Genomic DNA, 26,258 nt, shown 5'->3' on the forward strand with positions numbered 1-26,258 from the left:
ACGATGAAAACGACATCACCCTCAACCTGGGCACCTTGCTGCAAGCCACCGACAAGGACGGCGACACGGTGACGGCCGCCGCCGAGAAACTGGTGATCACCGTCGATGACGACACGCCAACGGCGAATGGCAGCGCCGAGGCCGGAACCGTCGATGAGGACGGCCTGGCCAACGGCATCGCCGGGGGTATCGGCGACGTACCGGGCGAGGTCACCACGGTCAGCGGCAACGTCAGCGGCATCTTCCAGTCCGGGGCCGACGTACCGCTGAGCTACTCCTTGTCGAGTAACACCAGCGGCTTGCCAGCCCTGAGCTCCGGCGGAGTGGCACTGACCTACAGCGTCCTGGGCAGCACCCTGACCGCCAAGGCCGGCGCGACTGACGTGTTCACCCTCAGCCTGACGGTAGCGGGTGCCTACACCTTCAGCCTGCTCCAGGCCCTGGATCACGCGGCCGGCAACGACGAGAACGACCTGACGATCAACCTGGGCAGCCTGCTGCAAGCCACCGACAAGGATGGCGACACGGTGACCGCCGCGGCCGACAAGCTGGTGATCACCGTCGATGACGACACCCCTACCCTGGCCTTCGGCAACCTGATCGGTACCGGTACCGACCATGCACAACAAGGCTATTGGGACATGGCGGCCGGCGCCGACGGGCTGGGTGCGGCCGGGCTGGACATCTCGCTGGTGAACGGCCAGTTCACCCTGGTCCGGCCGGACGATACGACCACCACCGGCACCGGTACGCTGGTCGAGCAGTCGCCGTCACCAGACGCCAATGGCGCGTATCAGTTCGCGGGCACCTTGACCGGTGACTTCGACAACAACGCGGCAACGGCCAACACCACCGTCCACTACACCCTGAGCGCCTACGCCAACGGCACCTATGCGCTGGACCTGGAGGAAGGCTTCCGTTCGACCGTGGTCCTCAGCAGTGCCGACGGCTCGCTGGATGCCGGTGGCCCGGATCCGGTGCGCACGCTGACCATCGGTAGCGAGGACATCGTGTTCTTCGGTGCCAACCCGCTGGCTCCGGCAAGCGGCGCGAACAGCATTCAGACCGGCATCGGGCTTGGAGCGTCCGACCCTACCGAAGCGCAGTTGCAGACCAACCCGCTACCGTCCTACATCGGCTCGGCGGCCTTGAACGTCAGCACGGCTGGTATCGGCATCGCCAACAATCTGCTCCAGGGAGACAACCAGGCGGCAATCGGCGCGGCCGATGAAAGCTTCGTGGTCAACCCGGAAAGCCTGCTGACGAGCATGAAGGTGTTTATCGACAACTCCGTGGGCGGTTACAACACGGCCACCGAGGACCTGTACTACAGGGTCTTCTACGAAGATGGCACCTTCTCCAACCTCATCGAGGTCAACACCCTGACGCCAGAGGCCGGTGGACAGGTGTCCTTCACCGTCGAGCAATCGGCTACATCGTTGATCGATGCGGTCCAGCTGACGATGGCCCGGGGCGAGATCAAGATCCCGACGATCGAGTTCACCCACGAGACCGAGAGCCTGGCCAGCGACGTCAAGCTGGCGTTCAACGCGACGGTGACGGACAAGGATGGCGACACGGCGACCAGCGCGTTCGACGCCAACCTGTTCGCCAACGACACGACCGACGTGCTCTTCGACTTCAGGCTGGTGGGCACCACGGGTGAGCGGGATGCCTTCAACATCGACCTGTCGGTCGCCGAGAACCAGTACCAGGTCACAGGCTTCGATGCCGGAGCCGGCCAGCGCGATGCAGTGGTGCTCATTGGTGACCCGGGCGCCACTGTGCAGTCGATCAACAACGCCGGCGCCGACAGCATCGTGACGGTGGCCGAGACGGGCGGACAGATAACGACCATTACCCTGGTCGGAGTCGATCTGCTCAATACCGATATCGTAATGGGCAGCGTCTGAAACCTCGCACATGCGAATGAAAGCGAGGGTGGCCTGGAAACCACCCTCGCTTTTTTTTGCCGCTACCGTCCAAAACGCTCTCACTCGCCTCCACGCCAAACGCCCAGGCAGCCCAAGGCTCACAGAGCACGGCGACATGCCTGCGCATTCATGGGGCAGGAAACGACGAGAACGGCATCACCCTCGATCCGGGCAGCCTGGACAGCGACAAGGACAGCCACAGGGCTGCCTTGTCTTGATCAGCTCATTTCAATTCCACCCACGTGGAGTCAGGCGGTTCTTCGTTGTCGGTGAGCCCGTGCTTGAGCGCATACATCAGCAAGTCGATGCGGTTGATCAGGTTGAGCTTCTGATAAATGTTGCTGAGGTGGTTGTGCACGGTGTGCTCACTGATGCCCAGGCGCTCGGCGATGCTCATGTATTTGGCGGACGGGTCGCCGACGATGGCGCGAATCAGCTCCCGCTCGCGCAGCGTCAGCCGCGCCTGCTTCGCCTGCTCCAGGTTGCATCGCACGGGTATATGCCGGGTCGCGGCATAGCCGGAAAGCCCGCCGGACCAGGCGCGGTCCAGTCCAGCGTCGTGATGATGGACCTTGATGATGGCCCGGACGATCGATTCCGTCGGGTCTTCCGCCAGCACGATGCCGCGCGCGCCCGCCTCGATCGCCTGGGCAACCGGAACGGATTCGTACAGGCCCTTGAGCACCAGCAATTTCATTTCCGGGCTGCGGGTCAGCCCTGCGACGACCTCCAGGGGGTTCAGCGCATCCGGAAAGAAACTGAAAAAGATCACATTGGGACGCAGCTGATCGGCAAGGTCCAGCGCATTGGTGTAGGTGGTGGCCTGGCCACTCACCTCCATCCGGGGCCTCCTCGCATTGATCAAATCATGGAGCCCCATAAGCACGAGGGGGCGGCAATCGATCAGCATCACGCGTATCGTTTTTGTATGGTCTGGCATGATCTTCCTGCCTCCCCTTGAAAAACGATGACCTTCATACGCGTTGGCCTTCCTTGATCGGCCACTCGCTCTTGAAGGACGGATGCGAGCGCCGAAAGGCTCTGAAACGTGCCCGCCCGGGTCTTGGCGACCCGGGGTACAGGCAGAAATTGCGCAGGTTTCCCACAGCCGGGCAAAGCTATTGAAACGGCATAAATAAGAATAACTATCAATAGCTTGCACGTGTCGCAGGGCATCCGCGAGCCCTCAACTGAGTCTAGGCCAGCCCACTGCGCTGCCTGCCAACCCATCCGTCGGTCTTCGACCCAAGCCTGGTGCGGGTCGCTGGGCCGAGGTTGCCCTGGGGCGCCCTATCCCCCGCAAATCAAGCTCTTAGGCTCGCCACGAGCGAGCCGCGGGCAAAGTCGGATCCAACCAGGCTCGTCAAGTAACAGACGAATGGCGCGCAGATAAGTCAGTAGGTAATGAGAGCGTCAATTTATCGACGGGACCGGCAGCGCCATTAAATCACCGGTTCAACGCCGGTCCTCTGCGCAAGCGATTCTTCAGCCGGGGCAGAAATGCCCCGGTGTCTTACTCCTGGTCCTCGATGCCAACGCCCATGGCCTGGCCGGCGCTACCGGGACTCAGCCAGGCATTCACATTCTCGACACTTTCGACCGGTGGTTTTCCCGCCCAGCGATTGAGGGTGAAGACGTTGCTGAGGAACTCGTATTGCGTCTTGAGCAGGTCGCGCCGGGCGCGGAACTCGTTGCGCACGCTGGTCAGTACATCGACGGCGTTGACCATGCCGTAGCTCAGCCCCTTCTCCGCCGCCACCCTGGACAGCTGTGCCGAGGCCAGGGCCGAACGACTGGCGTCGATCTTTTCGCCGTTCGAATTGGCGGTCAGGTAGGCGCTGGTGATCTCCTTGACCACCCGGCGCCGGATCGCTTCCAGCTGCTGCTCGGCGACCAGTTGGTCCTGGTAGAGCCCACGGACCCGCGCCGAGGTCGAGCCACCGCTGTACAGCGGCACCTGAACGCCGATACCGGCGACATAGCTGTCGGTGCGGGGCGCCAGGGTATTGTTGTAGCCCTCGTTGGTTTGTTGCGCGCTGAGGTTCAGGCTCACCGTCGGATAGTGCCCGCCCTTGCCACTGCGCAACGCTGCGTTCGCGGCTTCGGCGCCGCTTTCGCTGGCCTTGAGCGTCGGGTTCAGCTCCATGCCATCGCGCACCCAGGACTCCAGGCTCTGCGCCGAAACCCGCAGTTGCGCGCCATCGCGAATCCGGTTGAGCTTCTCCTTGACCGGCCGGCCGACGAGCTCCGCCAGCGCCTCGCGACTGATGCGGGCCTGGTTGCGGGCATCCAGTTCCTGGGCCGCGAGCAAGTCCACCCGGGCCTTGAGGTCGAGCTGGTCGGTAATCATCGCCAGCTGCTTTTCGTACAACGCGTTGACCCGGTCCAGGCTCTTTTGCGTGGTCCGGCGCTCGGCCCTCACCAGCTCCAGCTCATCCTCGGCCGCCAGCGCGGTGAAATAACGCCGCGCCAGCTCCACCGCGGCCTCGGCCTGGGCGTCCAGCGCTTCGGACTCGGACTGCTTGGCCAGGCTCTTGAACTTCTGGTAGTTCTCCCACGCGGCCTTGTTGTAGAGGTACTGGCGCAGCACCAGGCTGTAGCTTTCGCTATCGTAACTGCGCTCCTGTATCAGGTCGTTTTCCTGGTGGATCCGGTTCGTCCCGGCATTCAGCGACAGTTGCGGCAACAGCGCCCCCAGCGCCTCGCGTTGATGTTCCTTGCCGGCCTGCGCTTGCGCAAAAGAGGCCAGGACCTGTGGATCTTCCAGCCGCGCCTCGCGATACAACTGCATGAGGTCGGTGGAATAGGTCGAGGCATTGACCCCGGTTGATGTTCCTGCAGCGGTTTGCGCCAAGGCGGCCCCCGCGGCAAGCATAAATGCACTCCCTAGCAGAATTGACGACGCTCCCACGGTCACTCCTCGATCATTGATTGAGACATCACATCCCGGGCCGGCTGCATCAAGTACTGCAACAGCGTGCGCTGCCCGGTGACGATCAACACGTCCGCCGGCATTCCCGGCAATAACTTGCGCTCACCCAAGGTGCGCGCGCCGTGCTCGGTGACCCGGACCCGCGCCAGGTAATAGGCGGTCCCGGTCTTTTCATTGGTCAACCGGTCGCCCGAGACGCTGCTGACCTCGCCTTCGATCACCGGCGTGGTCGAGCTCTTGAACGCGCCGAAACGGATATCGGCGCGCTTGCCGATGGCGATACGGTCGATGTCCACCGGCGCCACCTGGGCCTCGATGACCAGTTCCGACACCGAGGGCACGATGTCCAGCAAGGGCGTCGCCGAACGCACGACACCGCCAATGGTGTGCACCGTCATGCCAATCACCATGCCCGCGTCGGGGGCGCGGATGACGATACGGCTGAGGCGGTCTTCCAGGGCCGAGGTTTTCTCTTGCAGGTCGTAGATCTTGGTCTGCACTTCGGCCAGCTGCTTGGCCACGTCGGAATCGAAATCCTTGTCGACCTGGAGGATCTGCAGCTGGGTTTCGTTGATCTGCAGGCGCGTCCTGTCGATGGTGGAACGGTGATCGGCCACCTCCGACCTGAGCATCCCCAGCTTGCGGTCCTGCTCGAGCAGGCGTTGCTTGTCGACGAAGCCCTGCTTGAGCAGCTCGGACAATTCGCCGATTTCACCGCTGTAGGATTTCTCGAGTTGCACCTTGACCGCGATCATCGACTCCAGGCCCTTGATCTGCTGGTGCAATTGGCCGATGCGCTCGCGCAGCACCGATATCTGGCCCAGCCGCGAGCCCCGCCGTGCGTTGAATACCTGGGTCTCGCCCTGGCGCGCTTCCTCTCCCCGCACATTGGCGGGATCGATCACCGGCCCGAAGTCGATCGCCGGCAACCCATCGCGCTCGGCAATCAGCCTCGACTCCATGGCCCTGGCCGCGCTCAGCAGGCTTTGGGTCGCCTCGTACTCGGAGCGCAGCTGGGCATCGTCGAGGATGATCAGCGGATCATCACGCTTGACGATGTCGCCATCATGGGCCAGCACCGATTTGACGATGCCGCCTTCCAGGTGCTGGACCGTCTTGCGGTAAGTCTGCACGGTGACCACCCCCGGCGCGTAGGCGGCACCGTCCAGGGGCGCGAGTGCCGCCCAGGTGCCAAACAGGCCGAAGGTCACGCCGACAATGCCCATGCCCAGGCGGTGGGCCTTGCGATCGGACACCGGCAGGTCGGAAAAGCTTTCGATTTGACGACTAGGCATAGGATTCACCGCCATCGTCCTTGCGGGCATCGATCGATGCCACGTTGGTCACCACCGGTACTGGCCCGGCATGTTTGGGTACCGGCGGTTGCTGCCCGCTGAGTTCGGCCAGCACTTCCTCGCGCGGCCCGTAGAGGCCGACAACCCCGGCTTTCATCACCAGCAGCCGGTCGAGTTGCGACACGATGTTGGTGCGGTGGGTAATCACGAACAGGGTCGCGCCGGTGTGCTTGATCTGCCCGATGGCGGCCGCCAGGGCGCGATCGCCGACCTCGTCGAGATTGGAATTGGGTTCGTCGAGAATGATCAGCCGCGGGTTGCCGTACAGCGCGCGGGCCAGCCCGATGCGCTGGCGCTGCCCTGCCGAGAGCATGAAGCCCTCGCTGCCGATGACGGTGTCATAGCCATCGGGCAACAGCAGGATCATTTCGTGGACGCCAGCGGTCCTGGCGGCCTGGATGACCTTCGCCGAATCGATCTCGGCGAAGCGGGCGATGTTCTCGGCGATGCTGCCCTCGAACAATTCGATGTCCTGGGGCAGGTAACCGATATACGGGCCAAGCTCATGCTTGTCCCAGGCGCTGATGTCCGCGCCATCCAGCCGGACCACCCCATTCTGCGGCGACCAGACGCCGATCAGCGCCCTGGCCAGGGTCGATTTGCCCGAGGCGCTCGGGCCGATGATGCCCACTACGCAACCGGCCGGTACGCTGAAGCTGATGTTCTTGAGGATCGGGGTGTGCGAGCCAGGCGCCGCGACAAACAGATTCTCGACCTGCACCTGGCCCTCGGGCGCCGGCAAGGACAGACGCTCGGGTTGCGCCTGTTGCTTGCCGAGGATGTCGTTCAGGCGGTTGTACTGCGAACGAGCCGCGATAAAGCCCTTCCAGCTGCCGATCATCAGGTCGATGGGCGCCAGTGCCCGCCCCAGCAGCACGGCCCCGGCGAACACCAGGCCGGCCCCCACCTGATGGTCCACCGCCAGGTAGGCCCCCAGGCCCAGCACCAGCGATTGCACCAGCAGGCGGAAAGTCCGCGAAAGCGTGGTGACCATGCCGCCCCGGTCGCTCGCCAGGGATTGCAGCAGCAGAACGTTTTTTTGCCGGCGCCCCCAGCGATCCATCAGGGTTTCCAGCATGCCCATGGACTCGATGACTTCGGCGTTGCGCAGGTTCTTGGTGGTATGGAGGGTCGCGCCGATATGCTCCCTGTTGGCCTGGGCCAGTACCGGCCCCGTGAGCTTCTCGTTGACGAAGGCGAGCACTATCAACAGCAGCGCGCTGCACGTCGCGACCCAGCCGAACCAGGGGTGGAACAGGAACATCACGGCGATATAGATCGGCAGCCAGGGCGCGTCGAAAAAGGCGAACAGACCGCTGCTGGAAAGAAACTGGCGCAAGCCCGTCAAGTCGTTGAGCGACTGGGCCGAGGCATCCATGCCGCCGCTGTCCAGGGCCCGTTTGAAACTGGCCTTGTAGACCTGGCGACTGAGCAGCACATCCAGCCGGGTACTGACCCGGACCATGATGCGCGAACGAACCCATTCCAGGGAGCCGAGGGTGATCACCAGCAGGGTCATGATCAACGTCAACATGGCCAGGGTGGTCAGGCTGCCGCTGGTCATCACCCGTCCATACACCTGAAGCATGTAGAAGGTCGGGACCAGCATCAGCGCATTGATGAAGAAACTGAAAAAGCCGACGAAAACAAAGCTGTCTCTACAGACCTTCAACGCATTTTTCAGACTGTTTTCAGGTGTGCTTTGCATTGAAACCTCTGCTCGAAAGGCCAGCCTTTGTGGAGCTTAGATCACGCCGGACAGCTGCGCGCAGCCATTGGCCGGATCGCCTCGGACAACCGGCATGCCCCCGGCAACGGCCCGGCGCGCGAGCACGCGCAAGAGCCCCACGGCTTGGAGACCAGAGGGCTCTGGCACGGGCTATTGGCGCCATAGTGGGCGGTTTGTAGGTGGCTGCTGCAGCGGCGCCACGGAATGCCGGGACAGGCCTTCCAGGCGCGCGACAGGTTCGTCGCACACCTGCTTCGCACAGAAGAATCCGATTGTCGGTAGCGACAGCTGCAGTGCGCGCAGCGCCTGGGTATCCCGATGAGTCTAGTTACTGGATTGGCCGGCCGGCCTTGCGATGACCAGCGGTGCGTTCGCGGATATCGGGTAGGCGGGACTGATGATCGGCATAGACAGGATCCCGCCCCCCTTTTCCCGCATCAGGCTTTCGAGCAGGCAGGCGGTGCCCAGTCCCCCATGTCGGGGTTGCTGCACACGTCGTTGACCATGGTCTGGCCACGGGCAGCGATTTTCTGGCCTTCCTCACGCTTGGCCGTGGCTTGCTGCAAGGTGCGCTCGGTGGTGACGGCTTCCTTGGGCACATTCGTCTTCGTCGCTGTCTTGGTGCTGGCCTTCTTGCTGGCCGCCTTCTTATCGGTGGCGGCCGGAGGCTTCACGGCGGCCACCTGAGCAACGTCCTGGCGTTGCACACCGACCGTCTGCAGGTCTTTCTCATAGGCCTGGGTGTAGACATCGATGCTCTCGCCGGCACGCCCGTCCGCGGCGGCCATCAGCTCGTTGGTTTCCTTCAGGCCGCTGACGATCTCGGCCAAGCGCAGGCGCCCTTCACTGTCGCTGATCTTCTTCGCCTTGCGCGCATTGAGCAGTGAGGTGAACTCACGCTGGTAGCAGTTCTGCGCGGTACGGGTGTAGCTGATGCTGCGGTCGATTTCGCCGGTACTCTGGCCGATGTCGCTGGCGTAGGAAGCAATGCGCGCACGGTCGTCGCTGATCTGCTTCTGGCGTTCGCTGTAGTAGCCGGTCGCGCCGCCGACCAGGGCCCCGGCGGCGGCGCCTATCAGGGCATTGCGGCCGGCATCGCCGCTATTGCCGACCAGGGCCCCGGTCAGGCCGCCGAGCAGGCCACCGGCAATGGCGCCGGTGGCCACCGACTTGGTCATCGACTTGTCGGAACTGCGCAGCTGGCTGACCGGCTCATAGCATTGCGGGTAGTACTCGACCTTGGTTTGGGCCGCGACCTTCGAGCTTGGAGCCCCGAAGCCCGCGCATCCGCCCAGCAGCAGTGCGCAGCAGACCACGGTAGGCACCGGCAGGGTACGAACCAGGATCGAAGCACAGTTCTTGAGTGAAGTATCCATGGTCGTGTCTCTCCTTGTTTTGTGGGTCAATTCCGTTTCGGCTTCCGCGCAGAGCGGGCTGCGTCCAGCGTGAGCGAAGCCTGCCGACGCTACCTCCAGCCTAGCTGGTCTTCGCCGCCACCGACGACCGTTCCGACACCCTGCTCAGGGTCCAAGAAGCTCCTTCAGGATCGTCTCTGGATCGGCTCGGTGCTGCTGGCGAAACTGCCCCACATGCCTGACGAAAAGCGTGGCACGGGCCATGAGGCTTTTTCCCAGCACCGGTTTGTGATTGAGCTCTTCCCGGGTTCGCTGGAACTGCGTCTGGATCACCTCGTCGGTGTAGCGCGTTCCGGTCGCCAGGTTGTCGATGTAGATCGCCAGGGCGCCCTCGAGCGCACTGCGCCCATTGGCGATGGCCGTTTCATAGAGCTTGGCGGTGGCTTCGTCCTGGGCGGCCCGCGCCTGATCGCGATCCTTCTTCAGGTTGGTCAGGCGAATGTTGTAGTTGTTGACCGTCTCGGCCACCAGGGCCGCCGACTGGATCAGGTTGCCCGCGGCCTCCTCGCGCTGCCGGGCGATCAGCGACACATTGCGCTTGAGCTCTTCGTTCACCCGCGCCAGGCGCGCCTGCAGGTTCGGGTCGGTGCTGCTGGCGATGAGACTATCGAGTAATTGGGTCGGGTCTTCGGCAGCCTCGATTTCATCGGTCAGGCCCGCCAGGCGGCCTTCCTTCTGCCACTGCTCGAACAGTTCATCAAAGCGTGAGCGCGGTGCCGACAACGCGCCCAGGGCCACCCGGAAACCGGTGGTGGCGTTGCGCTGTTCGCTGCCGTCGGCGGCGAACAGCGGGTATTCCCGGCGCATGCCGGTGAACAGCGTCAGCTCGCCTTCCAGGTAGTTGCCGCCCTTGACCACAAAGCCGCCGTAACTGCCCTGGCGGCGGCCGGCGTGGACCAGTTGGAAGGACTCCTGGACCATCTCCGCGGCATTGCCGATCACGTCGAACAGTCCCAATGGATTGGGCTTTTTCAGCCCGACCGGCAACAGCCGCGCGCCCTGCCCCGTGCCCCCGGCGACCTGGCTGAACACCGCCCAGTCCCCTAGCGGGCCATCGCTGTCGCTGCCTTGCACCTTGCGCGGAAACAAGCGCGCCTCCAACGCCTGGCGGCTGACCGCATGGCCACCGCGGGCGGCGAATTCCCACTCCACTTCGGTCGGCAGGCGGACGAAGCCCATCCCGCCGTCCTCGGCCGCTTTGCCGCGGCCGCTGACCGGCAACCGGTCGCGGTGGTGCTTGAGCAACCAGGCGCTGTACACCGCGGCAAAGCGCTCGGCCTCGAGGCGCGACAGCTTGACCTTGGGCAAGCGCGCGGACATGTCGCTCATGGGGGCACAGGCCGGTGCCTCGCCCTGCCCGGCCAAGGCCGCCTCCTGGGCCATGACCAGGGCGTATTGGCGCTCGGTGACCTCGTATTTGCCGACAAAATAGAACATCGGCTTGAGCAGGCTGTCGGCCTCGCTCTTGGGCAGGGTCGGGGCGATTCGGGCTTGCCAGTCGGCCGGCAGGTCGTCGAGGACGAACTGACCGTTGATGTAGTCGCGCCGATAACCGGAGATGAAGGATTGCCGGTAGCCCGGATCGTCATCGCTGAAGGGATAGCCAAGATTGACCTCACGGTCGTCCAGGGTGCCCTTGGCGAGGACATAGACGTAGCGGAACACCAATTCGCCTTCGCAAGGCAGCGGCAGGCTGAGGTCATCGGGCAGCGGTTTCGGGTTATCCGCAGGGGCGTCCTGCGCCTGCGCCGCGCCGGCCAGGGCCAGCATGACCAGAGCCCTCAGCCAGACCAGGCCCTTCAGCCAGACTAAGCCCCTCCGCCAGACCAGGACCCTCCGCCAGTTAGACATCGCGCAGTCCTTCCGATGCTTCGATCCGCGCCGCGCGCCAGCCACCGGAGGCCGCCGCCAGCAGGCAGCAGAGCAGCGTCAGCAGCAGGGCCAGCAGGTAGTGGACCGGCAGCAGCCGGCAGGCGAACTCCCCCGTCGCCGGTGCGAACAGCCGGTTCAGCCCGGTCTCGGCCATGCCGTACAAGCCCCAGGCCAGCAGCAGGCCGAACACCCCGGTGTACAGCGCCTGCAGTACGACGAAGGCGACCAGGGCGCCGGTCGAAAAACCCAGCAGGCGCAACACCGACAAGGCCCTGCGCTTGCGCTCGACGGCGGCCAGGGCGCTGGCGGTCATGGCCGCGAAGGCCCCGGTCAGGGCCAGGCTGGCGATGACCCAGAACACCAGGGTCAGGTTGTGGCTGAGGGAGCGCACCTGGGCGATGACGCCGGCCTGGGTCGCGACTTCCAGCTGGCGCTCGGCGAAATACCGGCGCAGGCGCTCCACGCCGTCCAGGTCCGCGGCGTAGAGACGGAACCCCGGATACACCCGCGCCGTGTTCGCTTGTGGCTCGTACCCAGGCCAGCCCTGACCGTCGCGGTAGTCTTCGGCGGCTTCCAGCAGGGCCAGGGGCGCGAACAGCGCATCACGCGGGAAGGCCGCGAGTGGCAAGACCCCCTGCACCCGCAGGCGGGTGCGCTGGTATTCCTGGCGCCCGCCGACCTGACGGCCGAACGCGGCGCTCAGCACGTCGCCGCCCTGGACCCCGAGTTTCTCCGCCGCCCGCTGGCTGAGCAGTACCTGGTCCGGCGCCTGGGGCAGCAGCGCCGGCGCCACCAGCGGGTCGCCCGCGGCGGTGGGGATCATCTCGACCGTCAACGCCTGGCCGGCCGAGTCCGGGTAGAGGTCGGCGGTCGCGGCGATCTGTCGGGTACGCGGCACGACGAAAGCGACCTCGGGACGCGCAGCCAGTTCGGCGATGGCCTGGGCGCTGAAGCGCCCGCCGCCCATGGGCACCACTTCCCGCACGGCGGGGTCGCGCTCCAGGCGTTCGGTCAGGGTGGTGACCAGGCCGAACTTGAGGCCGAACAGCACCAGCAAGGGCGCGAGCACGGCGACCAGGGCCAAAACCGCGCAAACCGACAGGCGCACCTCGGCGCGGTAGTCGTGCCAGGCCAGCAGGGCCATCAGGGCAAGCCGCATCAGCCACCTCCCGCCAGGGTCGCGGTGACCCCGCCATCCGCGCCGCGCTGCACCTGCAAGGGATGCAGCTGCAGCCCGGCGCACCGGGCCAGCGCCTCGTCATGGGTGGCGACCAGGATGCACACGCCGCGCTCCTCGGCCTGGGCCACCAGCAGTTGCATGACCCGTTCGGCGTTCAGCGGGTCCAGCGAGGCGGTGGGCTCGTCCGCCAGCACGATGCTCGGCCCATGGGCCAGGGCCCGGGCGATGCTCACCCGCTGGCGCTGGCCCACGGACAGTGCCGCCGGCAGCTTGTGCAACTGGTCGGCGATTTCCAGCTGCTCGGCCAGGCGCCTGACCGTGGCATCGGCCGGCAGGCCGAGCAGCGCCCGCGACAAGCCGATGTTGCGCTGCACGTCGAGAAAACCCAGCAACCCGCCCGTCTGCAGCACATAGCCCATGACCCGGCTGCGCAGCCCGGCCAGCACATCCTGGCGGCCGCTGCGCCAGAGCCCGGCGATATCCAGCGTACGGTCGTCGGCGCGGCATTCGAAAACGCCGCCCGGGTCCGGGGACAGCACCAGGGCCAGCAGGTCCAGCAGGGTGCTCTTGCCGCTGCCGCTGGGGCCTACCAGGGCCAGGCGCTGGCCCGCTCGCAGGTCAAGCTGGGGCACCACCAGGCTGTAGCGCTGTGGTCCCTCGCCGCGGGTCTTGCGGATATCTCTGAGCTTGAGCATCAGGGCAGCGTCGCCAGGGGGACGCGGTACAACGCATCGCCCGGCTGGGCCTCGCCGAAGCGGACCCAGTTGGCGCTGTCGTTGTGGAAGGTCTCGTACAGGCGGATCTTCGACTCCAGCTCGTCGATGAAGTCCTGCTGCTCGGCCACGCTCAGGGACAGCCAGAGGTCCTGGGTCATGGTCAGCGATTTACTGCGATACGGCAGGCCGTCCAGGTACTCGCCGAGGATGCCGCCTTCCACCAGGTTGCCGCCCTGCTTCAACCGCGTCGGGTCGCGGCTCATGTGAGCGCTAGCGCTGGCGATTTCCTGGAAGAAATCCTTGGGCGAGGTCTGGGTACGGCGGGCCGCGTCGACGATCAGTTTCAGCGACTGCTGCAGGTCGTTGAGTTGCAGCTTGGTCAGCAGCACGCAGACCTGGAAGGCCGGCAGCGAGGGGTTGGTCAGGTCATGGTCGGAGGTCCAGGCGGTGATCAGCTGCGGTGCACGGGCCGCCGACTGGCGACCGAGAAAGTCCATTTGCATGGCGTAGCCGATGGCCGTGGCCTTGCTCGCGACGCTCGGTGCCCCCTGTGGCGGCGGCAGGCTCGGCAGCTGGTTGTTGCGCGCCTGATGCACCTGTTCGGCGAATACCGAGCCGATCTCGGCGACCGTATCGCCGAAGCGACCGACATCGCCGCCCGCCACCGGAATGTACAGGTCGCCGATCTGCGGGTTGGCGTCGGCCGTCAGGCTGCGGTACTGCTGCTCGGCGAAGTCATGATTTTTCCGACCGGCCTCGGTGCGCAAGTGCAGCGCATAGAGCTTGATCCGTTTACTGAGGGCGGCTTCGCGCACCTCGGCTTCGTTCATCTGGGTGTGCCCCAGCGGATCGTTCTTGCGCAGGGCGCCAGCGTCGGTGACCAGCAGGATCAGCCGCCCGGCATAGGGACTCCAGTCCATGCCCTCGACCGCCGCCATCACACCGGCGAAGGCATCTTCATTGAAGGCGTGGCTGGACACCTTGGTGGCCTTGACCTGGCCGGCCAGCTCGAGGAAGCGCTGTGGATCGCGGCCCTCCTCCAGGCTCACCAGGGTTTGCGCCACATACTCCAGGCCCGGGGTTTTCTCGACATTGCTGCGAAACCCCACCAGGCCGAAGCTGACGCTGTCCAGGTCGCCACGACTGGCGATCTGCCGATGCAACGCCTGCACCACCTGGCGCACCCGGTCGATGTAGGGCTGCATCGACACCGAGGTGTCGACCACCAGCACGATCGCCGTGCGAAAGGCATCGCTGCCGGCCTTGGCCGCCCCCCCGGCCTTGCCCAGGGGCGTATTGCCAGGGTCGATGGAGGCCACATTGAGCAGCTGCACCGGCTGACCGTCGGCATCGAAACTCTCGCGGGCCTCGAAAATCGGCAGCAGGTAGAACTGGTCCTGGGGAATGGCGCTGGCCACAGGCTCCAGCGCGACGATCTGCGGGTCCACGCTGCCTTCGTTCTGCGCCTTGTGCAGGGCCGCGCGGGCCTGGGCCGTGTCCGCCAGAAACCGTTCGAGGCTGCTCGCCTCGCGCAGGAACATGACCGGCGAACGACCGGAGCGCTCGGTGAATTTCAGCACCAGGCTCTGCTTCCAGTCGCTGACCTGCTCGGCCGGCAACCAGCCATCGCGCTGGCCATCGCTGGCGGCGCCGACCTCCAGCCAGGTGCCCCCCGCCACCGTCTGGCGCTGATAGACATACAGCACCGAGAACGCCAGCAGCGCGGCACCGCTGGGCGCCGCCCCGGGCTGGCCGGACACCTGCGCGCCGGGCTTGCTCAGCACGCGCTGGAACAGGGTTTTCTTGCCCGGCATCAGCAGCGGCCGGTCGCCGCCGTCGACGTTCGTCGTCAGCGGCGGTTGCTGTTTGCTGGCCGTCTCGGCGGACGAGCCCTGCACCTCGCCAGCCGGCGTTTTTTTGGCCTCGACCTGACCGTTTTCCGGCTCCACCGGCGGCGCCGAGCGCAGCCACCAGTAGCCCCCGCCAGCCAGGGCCAGTGCGCCGGCCACGGCCACTCCGAGCAGCGCCAGCAACGGCCTGCGCGACCCGGCCGGCGGCTGTGCGCCGAGGCTTGCGGCCTGTTCGGATCTGGCCGTGGCGGCTGGCTCGGGCTCTGGCGCAGCGAGCGGCGGCATGTCCAGGGTAACTGGCGTCAGCCCGCCCAGGCTGGTCGTCGCGGATTGGCCGACGACCGTGGCGGGGGGCAACGGCAATGGGCGGATCTGCGTCGCCTCGGCATCGGCCGGCCCGGCGGGCGGCAGGTTGTCCAGCGCGGCGATCAGGGCATCGGCATCGGCAAAACGCTCGGCCGGATCCTTGGCCAGCAGCTTGCGCAGAATCCCCTGGTAATGGCCGTGGGTCATGGGCAGTTCGGGCAGCGGCTCGGTCAAGTGGGCCAGGGCCGTGGACAGCGAGTCGCTGCCGGTATAGGGCAGCTTGCCGGTGAGTATCTCGTAGAGCACCACCCCCAGGGCGTAGAGGTCGGTGCGACCGTCGATCTGCTGGCCGCGGGCCTGTTCGGGACTCATGTAGCTGGGTGTGCCCACGGCGAAACCGGCCTGGGTGAACTGGGTGCTGTCCTCCAGGGACTTGGCGATGCCGAAGTCCGAGAGCACCGCCGAACCGTTGGCGCGGAACAGGATATTGGCCGGCTTGACGTCCCGGTGTACCAACCCCTGGGCATGGGCATACCCCAGGGCCAGGGCGATCTGGCGCAGGTAGACCAGGCCCTGCTGCGGGCTGAGCCCCTCGGCGATCCGTTCCTTCAGCGTCCCGTTCGGCAGGTACTCCATGGCCATGTAATAGAAGTGGCCGACATTGCCGATGTCGTAAATGGTCACGGTGTGCGGGTGGGAGAGCCGCGCCAGGGTCTTGCCCTCGCGCAGGAAACGCTCGCAGAAGCTGCGGTCGGCGGCCAGCGCGGCGGCCATGACCTTGAGCGCCACCTTGCGCTCCAGCGAGCGCTGGGTCGCCAGGTAGACAGTGGCCATGGCGCCCTCGCCCAGCTCGCGCTCGATCCCATAGCCGGGAATGTCCATGTCCGTGCTCGAGCGTTCTTCGGCTGATGCGTTTTCAGTGGGCATTGACGACTACCGCCGTGATGTTGTCGGGAGCGCCCCGGGTCAGCCCCAGGTGCACCAGGCTGCGGACCACCTCATAGGGGCTCGCGTTGCCCAGCACCTCGCGCAGTTCATGGTCCTCGACGGTCTTGGTCAGCCCGTCGCTGCACAGCAGGAAGCTGTCGCCGGGACGCACCTCCAGGTCCACGGCCGAGAGTTCCAGCCGGTCCTGGGTGCCCACGGCGCGGGTGACGATGTTGGCCATGGGATGCTCCCGCGCCTCGTCCTCGCTGAGCAGCCTGCTGTCCAGCAACTCCTGGACATAACTGTGGTCGTGGCTGATGACCTCCAGCTGGCCCTCGCGCAGGCGATACAGGCGGCTGTCGCCGGCCCACAGGCAGGTGGCCTTGTCTGCTCGGGCGGCCAGCAGCACCAGGGTGCTGCCCATGATGCCGACACCGCGCTGCGCGGTTTCCTGGCGAACCGCCACGTTGGCCTGCTCCAGCCCCGCCCGCAACGCCTGGACATAGGCCGCCAAGGAGGGCTCGGGCGGGATGGCGCGCAGCGTATCGACGATCAGGCTGCTGACGAAATCGCCCGCCGTATACCCGCCCATGCCGTCGGCCACCACCCAGAGGCCGGCTTGCACCGCATCCAGGCAGGCGTCCTCGTTGACCTGACGCACCATGCCGACATGGCTGTGGCTGGCGGATTCGTAACGCGTTACGGCTGACGACATGCCCTGGCTCCCGAAATGTCCCTAATTTCCAAAATCAGCTCCCGAAATCGAACTGCGCGGTTTGCGCAAGCGCCGCGTAGCCGCCCTCGCCCAGCAGAAAACCGCTGAAGTCCTGCGCCGCCGGCAACCCCTGGCAACGCAGCAGGCCAGCGGCGACCCGTCCGGAGCCCTTGCCCCACCAGAGGCTCGCGCCCTCGCAGGCGTGCTGCATCAGCACCGCCCCGCGCGCCGCCGCAGTCGTGGCGGCGAAGCGCACCTGCCCCTGCAGCGCCGGCATGCCCGGCACCTGCGTGCTACAGACCGGGCTACCGAGGGCCGGCACCGCGGCCTCGAAGGCCTCGACAGCGGCCTCGGGCTCCAGGGTCGAGAGCAACAGGACCTCGGCGGCCTCGAACCAGTCATCCGGGCCGGCCACCAGCGCGCCCAGATCGGTCTCGGCCTCCAGCAGCAGCGCGATGGTCAGCGGGAAGTAGCGCCCGACCCGGTCGACGCTGGGCATCATCACCCCCACCGCCGCCTCGCTGCCGAGCAGGCCCGGCGCCACGGCAAAGCGCCACAGCGGGCTGACCAGGTAGGCGTCCAGCCAGGCCGACCCCAGCTGCGCCTGGCTGGTGGCCATGCCGGCGGAGAGCCAGGCATCCCAGCGCTCGATAAAGCTCGGCGACAGGCCGCGGTGGATAAAATCCCCGCGGCCGGCCAGCTTGCCGTAGAAACCCGGGCTGCTCACAAGCGCTCCGGCAGGCTGAAACCGGACACCAGCCGGCCCTTGAACGGGTTGAACGCGCTGCTGGCGCGCAGTTCGCAGGAGATGCTCGCAGTGTCGACACGCATGCGCAGGGTAAAGCGGTCCGGGGCGTTGCCCTGGGTCAGGTCGGACTGCTCCAGCAAGCGAAACCAGGCCCAGGGCCCCTCCAGGGTCAGTCCCGAACGACCGGCGCTGGTGGGCGGCGTAACGGACAGGCGCACCACCCCCAGGCTGTTGGGGCTGGGCCATTGCATCGCCATCGGCCGGCTGGGGCCATGGTCGTAGCTGAGCTGCTGGCCGTCCAGATCGAGCAGGAACTGGCTGATAGAGGCGTCCATGGCCACGGGCTTGAGCTCGAAGCGTACCGCCGGCTGGGTGCCTCCGGCGCGGAAGTAGGCATCGCGAATGGCCGCGGCGCGTTGGAAGGTTTGCAGCACGCCCGGGCCGATGCCGAGTTTTTCCGCGGCGCCCGGCTGCCAGCGCCAGTTGCTGGTCGAGGTGTTGACGTAGGGTTGCAGGTACTTGCGAAAGTAGTTGTCCATCACCCCGCCCACGCCGAAGAAGTTGCCGAAGTCCTCCAGGGTGGCCTCCCGCGAACTGGAGTTGACCATGGGGTAACGGCCAGCCAGGGACTGGCGGTAGACATTCACCACCTCACTGATCCAGGCCGCGTTGAGCTGGGTGCGGATGCTGCCCATCATGCTGCTGGTGGTGGCGCTGACCACCGAGTTGACCAGCTTCTGCACCAGTGGCGGCTGACGCTCGGCGCCGAGCTTGACCCGCGATGCCGTGGCCACCGCCTGGTTCTTCGCCTCGCCCAGCAAGGCCTCGCCGCTGGCGCCGCTCATGGCGCTGACCTGCACATAAAGCTCATTGAGCTGGGCCAGCAGATCGTCGATCGGCGCTGGCCCATCCCCATGGCTGGTCACCAGGCTATTGAGCTCGGCGAAGCGCGCGGTGATGGGGTCGACCTGCGAGGTTGCCGACGAATCTTCCTGGGCCGCTTGGCCGACCAGCGAGCCGAGCTGCTGCTTGAGTTTGTCCACGGTGCCGTCGGCAGCCTTGAGCTTCTCGGCCAGCAGGCGATCTTCTTGTTGCAGGTTGGTTTCCCTGGCCACCGCATCGAGCAGTTTCTTCAGTGGCGAGTTTGGCCCGGAGAGCACCCGCAGCACATCGGCGGCCTGGGCGATGCCGTTGATCGCGACGAAGTCGAGATCGCCGAGCAGTGTTTCCCATTGGTTGAGGAAATCCTGGAAGTACAGGGCACGCACCTCCAGCGCCAGGCTGGCGACATCCTGGTTGTCGTTCAGTGGCCGGCCGAGTACCCATTGTTCCTCGGCCAGGGCGCCGGACTGGCTGAGGCTGGCGACCATGAACGCCTGACGGTAGCCACGGTAGGTATAGAAACCGGATAACGGATCGCTCAGCGGCTTGCCGCTCTTGCGCGTGAACACCAGGGCGGCGTCGCGCCCGGCCGCTTCGCTGAGGCGAAAATCCGCTACGCCCTCGGGCAGCTTCTGGCGTTTCACCCGGCTGTAGACCCGCTGCGCCACGGACATCTGTTGCAACTGCCGACGCAGGTCGGCCAGCAGTTCCTCATCCAGCCTTGCCGGCGGTGGCTTGTGGGCGAACAGCGCATTGAGATGCTCCGCCAGGGCCAGGCGCTGTTCCGGGGCCAGGTCGCGCGGCAGGCTGTGGTCCCAGTCGAGGTTGATCCAGGTCTTGACGGCATCGGCGTCATAGTGCTCGGCGCTGGCCAGCATCAGGTAGACCTTGAGGCCTTCGTAGAGAAACTCGGTGTTGCCGCCGCTGCGCAACTGTTCCTCGATGCGCGTCAGCAGACGCGGCGCCAGCACCGCGATCAGCAGCTTGCGGTACACGCTGGCGGCTTCGGCGCCGAGCATGTCGCCCTGGAACAGGCCATAGCCTTCGGCCCAGGACAGCGAATTGTCGGCGACATGGCGAACGGCGTTGAGCAGCGGCAGCACGGCCAATACCTCACGCTGCGCCGGGCTGAGGGATTCGACCTGCCCCTTGAGCGGCGCCAGGCGCGCGTCCACCTCGGCGATATAGGCCTGGTTGGCGCGGTAGCTGGCGACCCAGATGGCCGTCACCGTCAGCAACACCAAGGCACTGGCGGCGAGTACGCCACGATTGATCCAGCGATGCCGGCGCTCGACCTTGGGGTTACTGCCGACCAGGCCGCGCTCGCCGAAGGCGACATCGCGGAACAGGCGGGTGATGAAGTAACTGCGGCCTGTGCCGGTCTGGCGCGCCAGGTGCTGGCGATCCAGGTTCATGCTTTGTGCCATGCTGCCGATCAGACGGTCGATGGGGCTGCCTTCCTGGGTGCCGCTGGTGAAGTACAGCCCGCGCAACAGCGCCCGCTCTTCATAGGGATTGGGCTTGAATACCCCCTCGAGGAAGGACGACAGGTTGTGACGCAACGCCGCGAACTGCTGGATGAAGGCGTAGATCAGATCGCGTCGGTTGGGGTCGCGCTCCTGTTGCAGGCGCTCGACCAAGCGCTCGGTAAGACGCGCCTCGAGTGCGGTGAATTCCTCGTCGAAACGTGCCAGCGGGCCTTGGGGACTCTTGCCATCGTCCAGGGCAAAGGTGACGCCCCAGACCTGCGCGCGCTCTTCCTTGCTCAGCGCGTCGAAGAACTCCATGAACCCCGGCACCAGGTCGAACTTGGTGAGCATCACATAGATCGGGAAGCGCACACCGAGCTGGCTATACAACTCCTGTACCCGCGTGCGGATGGCCCGGGCATGGGCGCTGCGCTCGGCCTCGCTGCCCAATAGCAGGTCGGACAGGCTGATGGCGACGAAGACGCCATCGATCGGCCGGCGCTTGCGCTGGTTCTTCAACAGGTCGAGAAAGCCCAGCCAGGCCGCCTTGTCCACCGCCGCATGGCTGTCCTGGGTGGTGTAGCGCCCGGCGGTGTCCAGCAGCACCGCTTCGTCGGTGAACCACCAGTCGCAGTTGCGCGTACCGCCGACTCCGCGGATCGCCCCACTGCCCATCTGTTCGGCCAGCGGAAAGTGCATCCCGGAATTGACCAGCGCGGTGGTCTTGCCCGAGCCCGGCGGGCCGATGATCACGTACCAGGGCAGCTCGTAAAGGTTGCGCCGCTCGTTACCGCCGAGCTTGCTGCGCTTGAGCAATAGCAGCGCTTCGTCCATGCGTTGCTTGAGGGCCGCCAGCTCTTCGGCGGTGGCGACGCTGGCCGCATCCGGCGCTACCGCCGCCAGGCCCTGCATGACCTTGGCGGCGTTGCGCCGGGCCTGGACGATGCGCAATACGCGCACACCGATCCAGGCCAGGAACAACAGGCCGATCAGCGCCCAGCGTACGGCCGCCGGGGCCAGGGGTTCATAGGCCGCGACGATGATCAGCGGACCGAGGAACCAGATCACCAGGCTCAGTGCGAGCAGGCCGAGCAGCGGCACCACCCAGCGCACCAGGAAATTGATAAAGGCCTTCACTGGTTGCCCTCCGCTAGCACGGTGATCTCCACGCGCCTGTTCCTCGCGCGTCCGGCGGCGCTGTCATTGGAGGCGACAGGTTCGGCGTCGCTGCGCCCTTCGGCGGTGAAGCGCTCGGGTTGCCCGCTGCGGGCGGCGAGGATCTCCATCACTTGCTGCGCGCGATCCTGCGACAGCTTCCAGTTCGAGGGGTAGCGCAAGGTGGCGATCGGTCGGTTATCGCTGTGCCCGGTGACCTGCACCGTGCCCTTGATCTGGCGCAGGGCATCGGCGACGCGCAGCAGCAAGGGCTGCAACTGTTCGGAAATGCTCGCGCTGCCCGAGGCGAACAACTCGTCGCCTCGAATGGTCACCACCGAGCGATCCAGCGCATCCTCCACGGCAACGCGCTGGGCCTTGATGTCCTCGGCGAGGAAGCGCGCCAGGCGCGGGCGTTCGATCAACCTGGGCTGCTGCGGTGGACGGTCGATGGTTTGCACCGGGATCTCGCCCAGGGCGTGGATATTGTGAAACACCGGCTCGGCGTCGGCCGCCAGCTTCAAGCGCAAACCGAACAACAGCAGCAACAGCACGGCCAGGCAAATGGCTACGCCAACCCAGGGCGGCAGGAACTGCGACAAGCGATCGCGCACCACGCTGAGCCCCCGCCAATGCGGCGACAGCTCGCGCTCGAATTCGCCGCGCACACTGCGAATGGTCGCGCTGGTGCGTTCGCGCAAGGCCTCCAGCTGGCTGCGGCCGTCATTCATGACCCGGTAACGGCCCTCGAAGCCCAGGCAGATACAGAGGTACAGCAGTTCGAGAATGTGCAGGCGCTGCTGCGGGTTCTGCAGACAGTGTTCGAGCAGCTGGAAGACTTTTTCGCCGCCCCAGGCTTCGTTGTGCAGGGTAATCAGCAGGCTCTGTTTGCCCCAGTCGCTGGTACTGCCCCAGGGGGTGCTGAGGACCGCCTCGTCCAGCGCGGTACAGAGCACATAACGGCTGAGCATCACCTCATCCTGGGCGACGCCGGCGGCGCGCGCCTGCTCCTCGAACTGGCGCAGGTAGGCCAGCAACTGGGCGCGCAGGCTGGCCGGTTGCGGGTGAGCGAGGGTGCTGCGCAAGCGGGCCAGCAGCGCCAGTATCGGGCCGGCCGCCCGTTCCAGCGGGTTGAGGCCCTGGGCCAGGCTGCTCGCTACCGGCGCGCCCGGCATCGCAATGTGCGGATCGGCGGCGCTGGCGCCATCCTTCCTTGGGGCAGAGGCATCAACGGAGCGCCCGCCAGGCCGCGGCATGATCAGGGTATGGTCGTTGCCGCCCGGCGAGGCGCCGCCTGAAGTGCCGCCTATGCCAGAGCTGCCGAAGGGATCATCGATCGGGTGCATGACGAACTATCCTCGAATGGCCCAGAAGGCCAGGTTCAGGCCCGGGAACTGGCCGGCAATGTGAAAGGCGAATCCCCCTGAGTGGGCCAGCTGTTTCCAGTGCTCGCTGCCACGGTCCAGTTCGAAGTAGCTTGAACCGGCGTGATAGGGAATCTGCCGCGGCGCCACGGGCATGGACAGCAAGGCGATGCCGGGCAACTGCAGATTGACCAGGTCGCGGATGTGTTCCACCGAGCCGATCTTGGCCTGCTGGGGGAAATGCGTGCGCAGGGTTTCGGCCGGCACCTCGGCACGCACCACCAGGACGAAGCTGGCCATCTCCAGCAAGCTCTTGTCGGCCAGCATCGCCACATGCACGCCGTAGGATTTCTCGACGATGGGAATCGGCGTGGCGCGGGTATCGATGACCATCGACAAGGCTTGCCGCAGGTCATGCATCACCGGGGCGAAGCTGCTCGCCAGGTCGTCGTGGGCATAGGCCGGGTAGTCGCTGGGGCGACGTCCGGCTGCGGAAAAGGTGGCGAACTCCCCCGCCAGGCAGACCGCCTCGCGATAGAAGTCCTGCGGGTGCAAGGGACTCAACCGGGCCAGGTGGCTGAGCAAGGGCTCGGCGCGATTGACCAGTTGCAGCAGCAGAAAGTCGGCGATCTCCGAGGCGCCGCCGGCCCCCGAGGCCACCACCCGACCGGCCAGGGCCTCGCCGCGCTGGTGCAACAACCCTTGCAGCTCGCTGCGAAAGGCCGCCAGCACGCTGGAGGCGGCCACATCGAGCAGCGGCGCAATATAGTCCTCGTCCAGTTGCACGGCATTGTCCGCGCGTTTTTCCAGCACCCGCAGCAAACCGAGGCAGGCATATTCGCCGAGGCCGTCGCGCTCGGTCAGCAGGCGCAGGGCTTTGCCGCCGATCGCCAGCGACGCCCGGCTCTCGAAGGCGGCGTTGTCATCGCGCACTTCCCGCACCTGGCTGATGTAGCGCGCACCACCCGGAGCTTCGCCCTCCCCCACGGTGTCGCGGCTGCCGGCACGCTTGAGCGGCAAACCCAGGAAGACCTGCGCATCGCGCAAATTGTCGTTGACGTTCAGTGGCGGCGGCGGCAGATCGTCGCCGGGAATGTCGAAAGGCGTGCCATCGGGTAGCACCCCGCGCGCGCTGACGATTGCCACCTTGCCCTGGCCGAGCAGGGACTCGTCGATGCGCAGCTCGGAGAACCCCCAGCCCCCGGCGCTCAACGGGCGGCAACGGCCATCGATCAGGGCTTCCATATAGCGATCATGCTGCTGGAGATGCTGCGGCCGCAGAAACATTCCTTCGGACCACACCACACGGTTATTCCAGGACATGGACTGGCTTCCTCGACAGGACTAATTCGCAGGTTTCGTGGCGGCCGCGCTGATCGCCCTGGCCTTCAGGGAAACCGTCAATGGCGTGGTTGCATGGCTCGGGATACTGACCATCTGGCGCCACACGGCGCTGTCCAATTCACGGTAGGACACCACCAGGCCGAGCAAACGGCTCTGCTCGTCGAGCGTGCGCTCCAGGGTCAGCCGTTGCCCCGGCTGGATGAGCAATTCGTCCTGCGCCACCAGGTCCGCGGACAAGGTCGCGCCGGTGGCATTCACCAGGGAGAAATAGTCGGCGCGGCTGAAAGCTCCACCGCTCTTCAACTCATACAAACGCACCCGCACCGGCGTCGCCTGGCCGCCCGCCGAAAGATTCAGATCGGCAGCAGCCTGGATATGCATGACAACGACAGTAGGCGCAGCGGGCGGCGGCGGACTCGAAGCACAGGCCGTCAGCAGTAGTACTGTTGCGAACAACAAGAACTTTGGCATGTCGTCCTCCATGACGTTTATTATTCCAAATCGAAACTACCGATCGCCAAACAAGATCAACTCACTATTTAATAGCCATTAGCCTTTATCCAACTAACCGATGGCGCTCAGCCTTTTCGCAACTTGGTATTTTGTTCCTCATAGGCACGACTGAATTCGCGCCCGAACAAATCCTCGAAATCATCTTCGGCCTCCCTGGAAATGCTCGCATAGAGTTCCGTGAACAACTCCCAGTATTGCGCTTGACGTCTACCGGGTAGCAAAGCGCCAATAGCCGAAGGTTGACTTAAACGCGCTTCCAATACCGCGGGCTGAAAACGCTTGAGCAGGTGTTGGATCGAGGCTTGTACGCCCGCCATGACGGCCAGTTGATGGGCTTTCAGGTCGTCGAAGCTTTCCTTGATCGCCTGGTCGGCCGGCATGAAGGCCTGGTTGCCGGAACGCAGCAATAACAGCAGTGCCTCATCGACATTGGGGGCGAATTTGAGGGGGTTGTTCTCCACCGGGCGGATCATGGTCTGGGCCATGCGGAACTCACCCTTGAGGCTGGCACGGGCGCGCAGCACCTCGATCAACCCCTCGACCATATGCCGGTAGCTGCGGCCGATGGCCTCCATTTGCGCGCGGGTTTCGCCTCTGTCGATACGCAATGGCTCGAGCCCCGCCCCCCTGAGAAAGGCTTCCAGCACCTCCCCATTGTCGCCCCCGCTTGCCGGCGCCGGAGGCGCAACCGCGGCCCGTTGCACGGCCGGTTCGGGTGCGCTGCCGGCAATATTCTCCGATACCGCTGGCAATGGTTGCGGCTGGGCCTGCGCGGTGGCTTGCACAGTGGCCGGCGTCACCGGCGCCGGGCCCGCCCGCAGTTCGGTGAAAGGGTCCCAATCCGCCGGAATCGCCGGTGCCGCGCCGGTTTCGCTGGCCGCAGGGGCACTCGGGCGTTGTGGCTCAGGCGGGCGAAAATCATGGCGTTCGGGCGGCACGTGGTCGGCCAGGGCCGCTGGGGGCACTGCCGGGGACGCGAGAAAATCGAACAGGTCGGGCTTGGTGTCCAGGGGCGAACCGCCCGCGTGGATCTGCACCCTGGCGGGGGGCGCCGCCGCTGCGCCGGGCATCTCGCCGGGCGCCTGGCGCTTGATCAGCGCATCGAAGCCGGTAAAGGGATCGCTCATCCCGGGCGCGCCGTTGGCGATCTGCGGGGCGCCGTTGATCTGCACCAGGATGTCGTACTCGCCGACGCGCAGCAGTTCGCCGTCGCGCAAGGGTTCGCTGTTGCCGCGGTGCATGCGCACGCCGGCATTCACCAGCTGTACGCCATTGGTGCTGGTGTCGGTCAGGTAGTAGGTGCCGTCACGCAGTTGAATGACGCAATGCTGGCCGGACACCAGGCGCTCCGGGTCTGGAAGTACCCAGTCGTTCTCGGGGTTGCGACCGATTTTCAGCTCACCGCGATCAAGCTCGAACTCCGCGCGTTGGCCGGGGGTCAGCTTGTGATAACTGGTGATTGTCAAACGCAGCGGCATTGGAACTCCTTGTACGGTATTGCTCAATAACAACAGCTCGGGCATGCCAGCGAGTGCAAAGCGAGTATAGCCCCCTAAAAGATTTCCGTGCCCTCAAAGTTCCTGCGCTTATATTCGCTTTTTTCAAATAAGCCCTATAACAAAAGAAACTAAAAAAACCACCGCCGACCACCTATCTTCAAACATCACAGTGTTCCCCACTGGTCGGAGAGTTTCTTGACAACAATTGAACTGGGCTAAAACTTCAGGTCAATTGTTGAATTTAGAAATGACGCCAAACAGTGGCTCTGGATAGAACACTCATCCGCAGGAAAAGGGATTTAGTCGTGCGCTCACCCTGACCGGGCGCCGATTGTCGGGCCGATATGGAGATC

General features: G+C 65.5%; 17 protein-coding genes. 1 reads left to right on the plus strand and 16 read right to left on the minus strand.

All coding sequences use genetic code 11. The features are described from left to right. On the plus strand, positions 1-1,913 hold a 1,913-nt coding region (locus AC07Y9_RS21480), incomplete at its 5' end, for a T1SS-143 repeat domain-containing protein (protein ID WP_371858249.1). 244 nt (positions 1,914-2,157) lie between these two features. Here the strand turns inward: AC07Y9_RS21480 and AC07Y9_RS21485 are convergent. From AC07Y9_RS21485 to tagH, 16 genes are all read right to left on the minus strand, one after another. Then, positions 2,158-2,874 carry a response regulator transcription factor gene (locus AC07Y9_RS21485; protein ID WP_087092156.1) on the minus strand — a complete coding sequence of 239 codons (717 nt, stop codon included), beginning with the start codon at positions 2,872-2,874 and terminating at the stop codon, positions 2,158-2,160. Positions 2,875-3,447: 573 nt separating this feature from the next. Beyond that, on the minus strand, positions 3,448-4,845 hold the full coding sequence (locus AC07Y9_RS21490) for a TolC family outer membrane protein (protein WP_173679807.1): 1,398 nt from the start codon (positions 4,843-4,845) through the stop codon (positions 3,448-3,450). 2 nt (positions 4,846-4,847) lie between these two features. After that, positions 4,848-6,161: an HlyD family type I secretion periplasmic adaptor subunit gene (locus AC07Y9_RS21495; protein ID WP_102680777.1), complete on the minus strand. Its 1,314-nt coding sequence runs from the start codon at positions 6,159-6,161 to the stop codon at positions 4,848-4,850. Then, on the minus strand, positions 6,154-7,929 hold the full coding sequence (locus AC07Y9_RS21500) for a type I secretion system permease/ATPase (RefSeq protein ID WP_102680776.1): 1,776 nt from the start codon (positions 7,927-7,929) through the stop codon (positions 6,154-6,156). The genes AC07Y9_RS21495 and AC07Y9_RS21500 overlap by 8 nt, the downstream gene beginning before the upstream one ends. A gap of 458 nt (positions 7,930-8,387) precedes the next feature. Continuing rightward, positions 8,388-9,326, minus strand: coding sequence for a type VI secretion system-associated lipoprotein TagQ (gene tagQ / locus AC07Y9_RS21505; RefSeq protein ID WP_102680775.1), 939 nt, complete (start codon positions 9,324-9,326; stop codon positions 8,388-8,390). Positions 9,327-9,470: 144 nt separating this feature from the next. After that, positions 9,471-11,135: a formylglycine-generating enzyme family protein gene (locus AC07Y9_RS21510; protein WP_173899271.1), complete on the minus strand. Its 1,665-nt coding sequence runs from the start codon at positions 11,133-11,135 to the stop codon at positions 9,471-9,473. Between the two features lie 73 nt (positions 11,136-11,208). Continuing rightward, complete coding sequence (locus tag AC07Y9_RS21515; protein ID WP_102680774.1) at positions 11,209-12,396, minus strand: ABC transporter permease; 1,188 nt, start codon at positions 12,394-12,396, stop codon at positions 11,209-11,211. Further along, on the minus strand, positions 12,396-13,112 hold the full coding sequence (locus tag AC07Y9_RS21520; RefSeq protein WP_102680773.1) for an ABC transporter ATP-binding protein: 717 nt from the start codon (positions 13,110-13,112) through the stop codon (positions 12,396-12,398). The genes AC07Y9_RS21515 and AC07Y9_RS21520 overlap by 1 nt, the downstream gene beginning before the upstream one ends. After that, positions 13,112-16,171 (minus strand): serine/threonine-protein kinase, encoded by a 3,060-nt coding sequence (locus AC07Y9_RS21525; protein WP_102680772.1) that lies wholly within the window; start codon positions 16,169-16,171, stop codon positions 13,112-13,114. The genes AC07Y9_RS21520 and AC07Y9_RS21525 overlap by 1 nt, the downstream gene beginning before the upstream one ends. 34 nt (positions 16,172-16,205) lie before the next feature. After that, on the minus strand, positions 16,206-16,931 hold the full coding sequence (locus tag AC07Y9_RS21530) for a PP2C family protein-serine/threonine phosphatase (RefSeq protein ID WP_102680771.1): 726 nt from the start codon (positions 16,929-16,931) through the stop codon (positions 16,206-16,208). Between the two features lie 34 nt (positions 16,932-16,965). Next, a complete protein-coding gene (gene tagF / locus AC07Y9_RS21535) occupies positions 16,966-17,658 on the minus strand; it encodes a type VI secretion system-associated protein TagF (RefSeq protein ID WP_102680770.1) in 693 nt (230 codons plus the stop codon). Beyond that, the gene (gene tssM, locus AC07Y9_RS21540; protein WP_102680769.1) at positions 17,655-21,167 is read right to left on the minus strand and encodes a type VI secretion system membrane subunit TssM; all 3,513 of its coding nucleotides are present in this window, start codon (positions 21,165-21,167) and stop codon (positions 17,655-17,657) included. The genes tagF and tssM overlap by 4 nt, the downstream gene beginning before the upstream one ends. After that, positions 21,164-22,531 (minus strand): DotU family type VI secretion system protein, encoded by a 1,368-nt coding sequence (locus tag AC07Y9_RS21545; protein ID WP_102680768.1) that lies wholly within the window; start codon positions 22,529-22,531, stop codon positions 21,164-21,166. Before AC07Y9_RS21545 ends, tssM begins: the two co-directional genes overlap by 4 nt. Positions 22,532-22,537: 6 nt before the next feature. Then, positions 22,538-23,872, minus strand: coding sequence for a type VI secretion system baseplate subunit TssK (gene tssK / locus AC07Y9_RS21550; protein WP_007930438.1), 1,335 nt, complete (start codon positions 23,870-23,872; stop codon positions 22,538-22,540). A 21-nt stretch (positions 23,873-23,893) separates the two neighbouring features. Continuing rightward, positions 23,894-24,364 (minus strand): type VI secretion system lipoprotein TssJ, encoded by a 471-nt coding sequence (gene tssJ / locus AC07Y9_RS21555; RefSeq protein WP_102680782.1) that lies wholly within the window; start codon positions 24,362-24,364, stop codon positions 23,894-23,896. 107 nt (positions 24,365-24,471) lie between these two features. Then, entirely contained in the window at positions 24,472-25,884 is a 1,413-nt protein-coding gene (gene tagH, locus AC07Y9_RS21560; RefSeq protein WP_102680767.1) for a type VI secretion system-associated FHA domain protein TagH, read from the minus strand. Positions 25,885-26,258: the final 374 nt, after the last annotated feature.

This window comes from Pseudomonas sp. GW456-L12, from assembly GCF_059424045.1.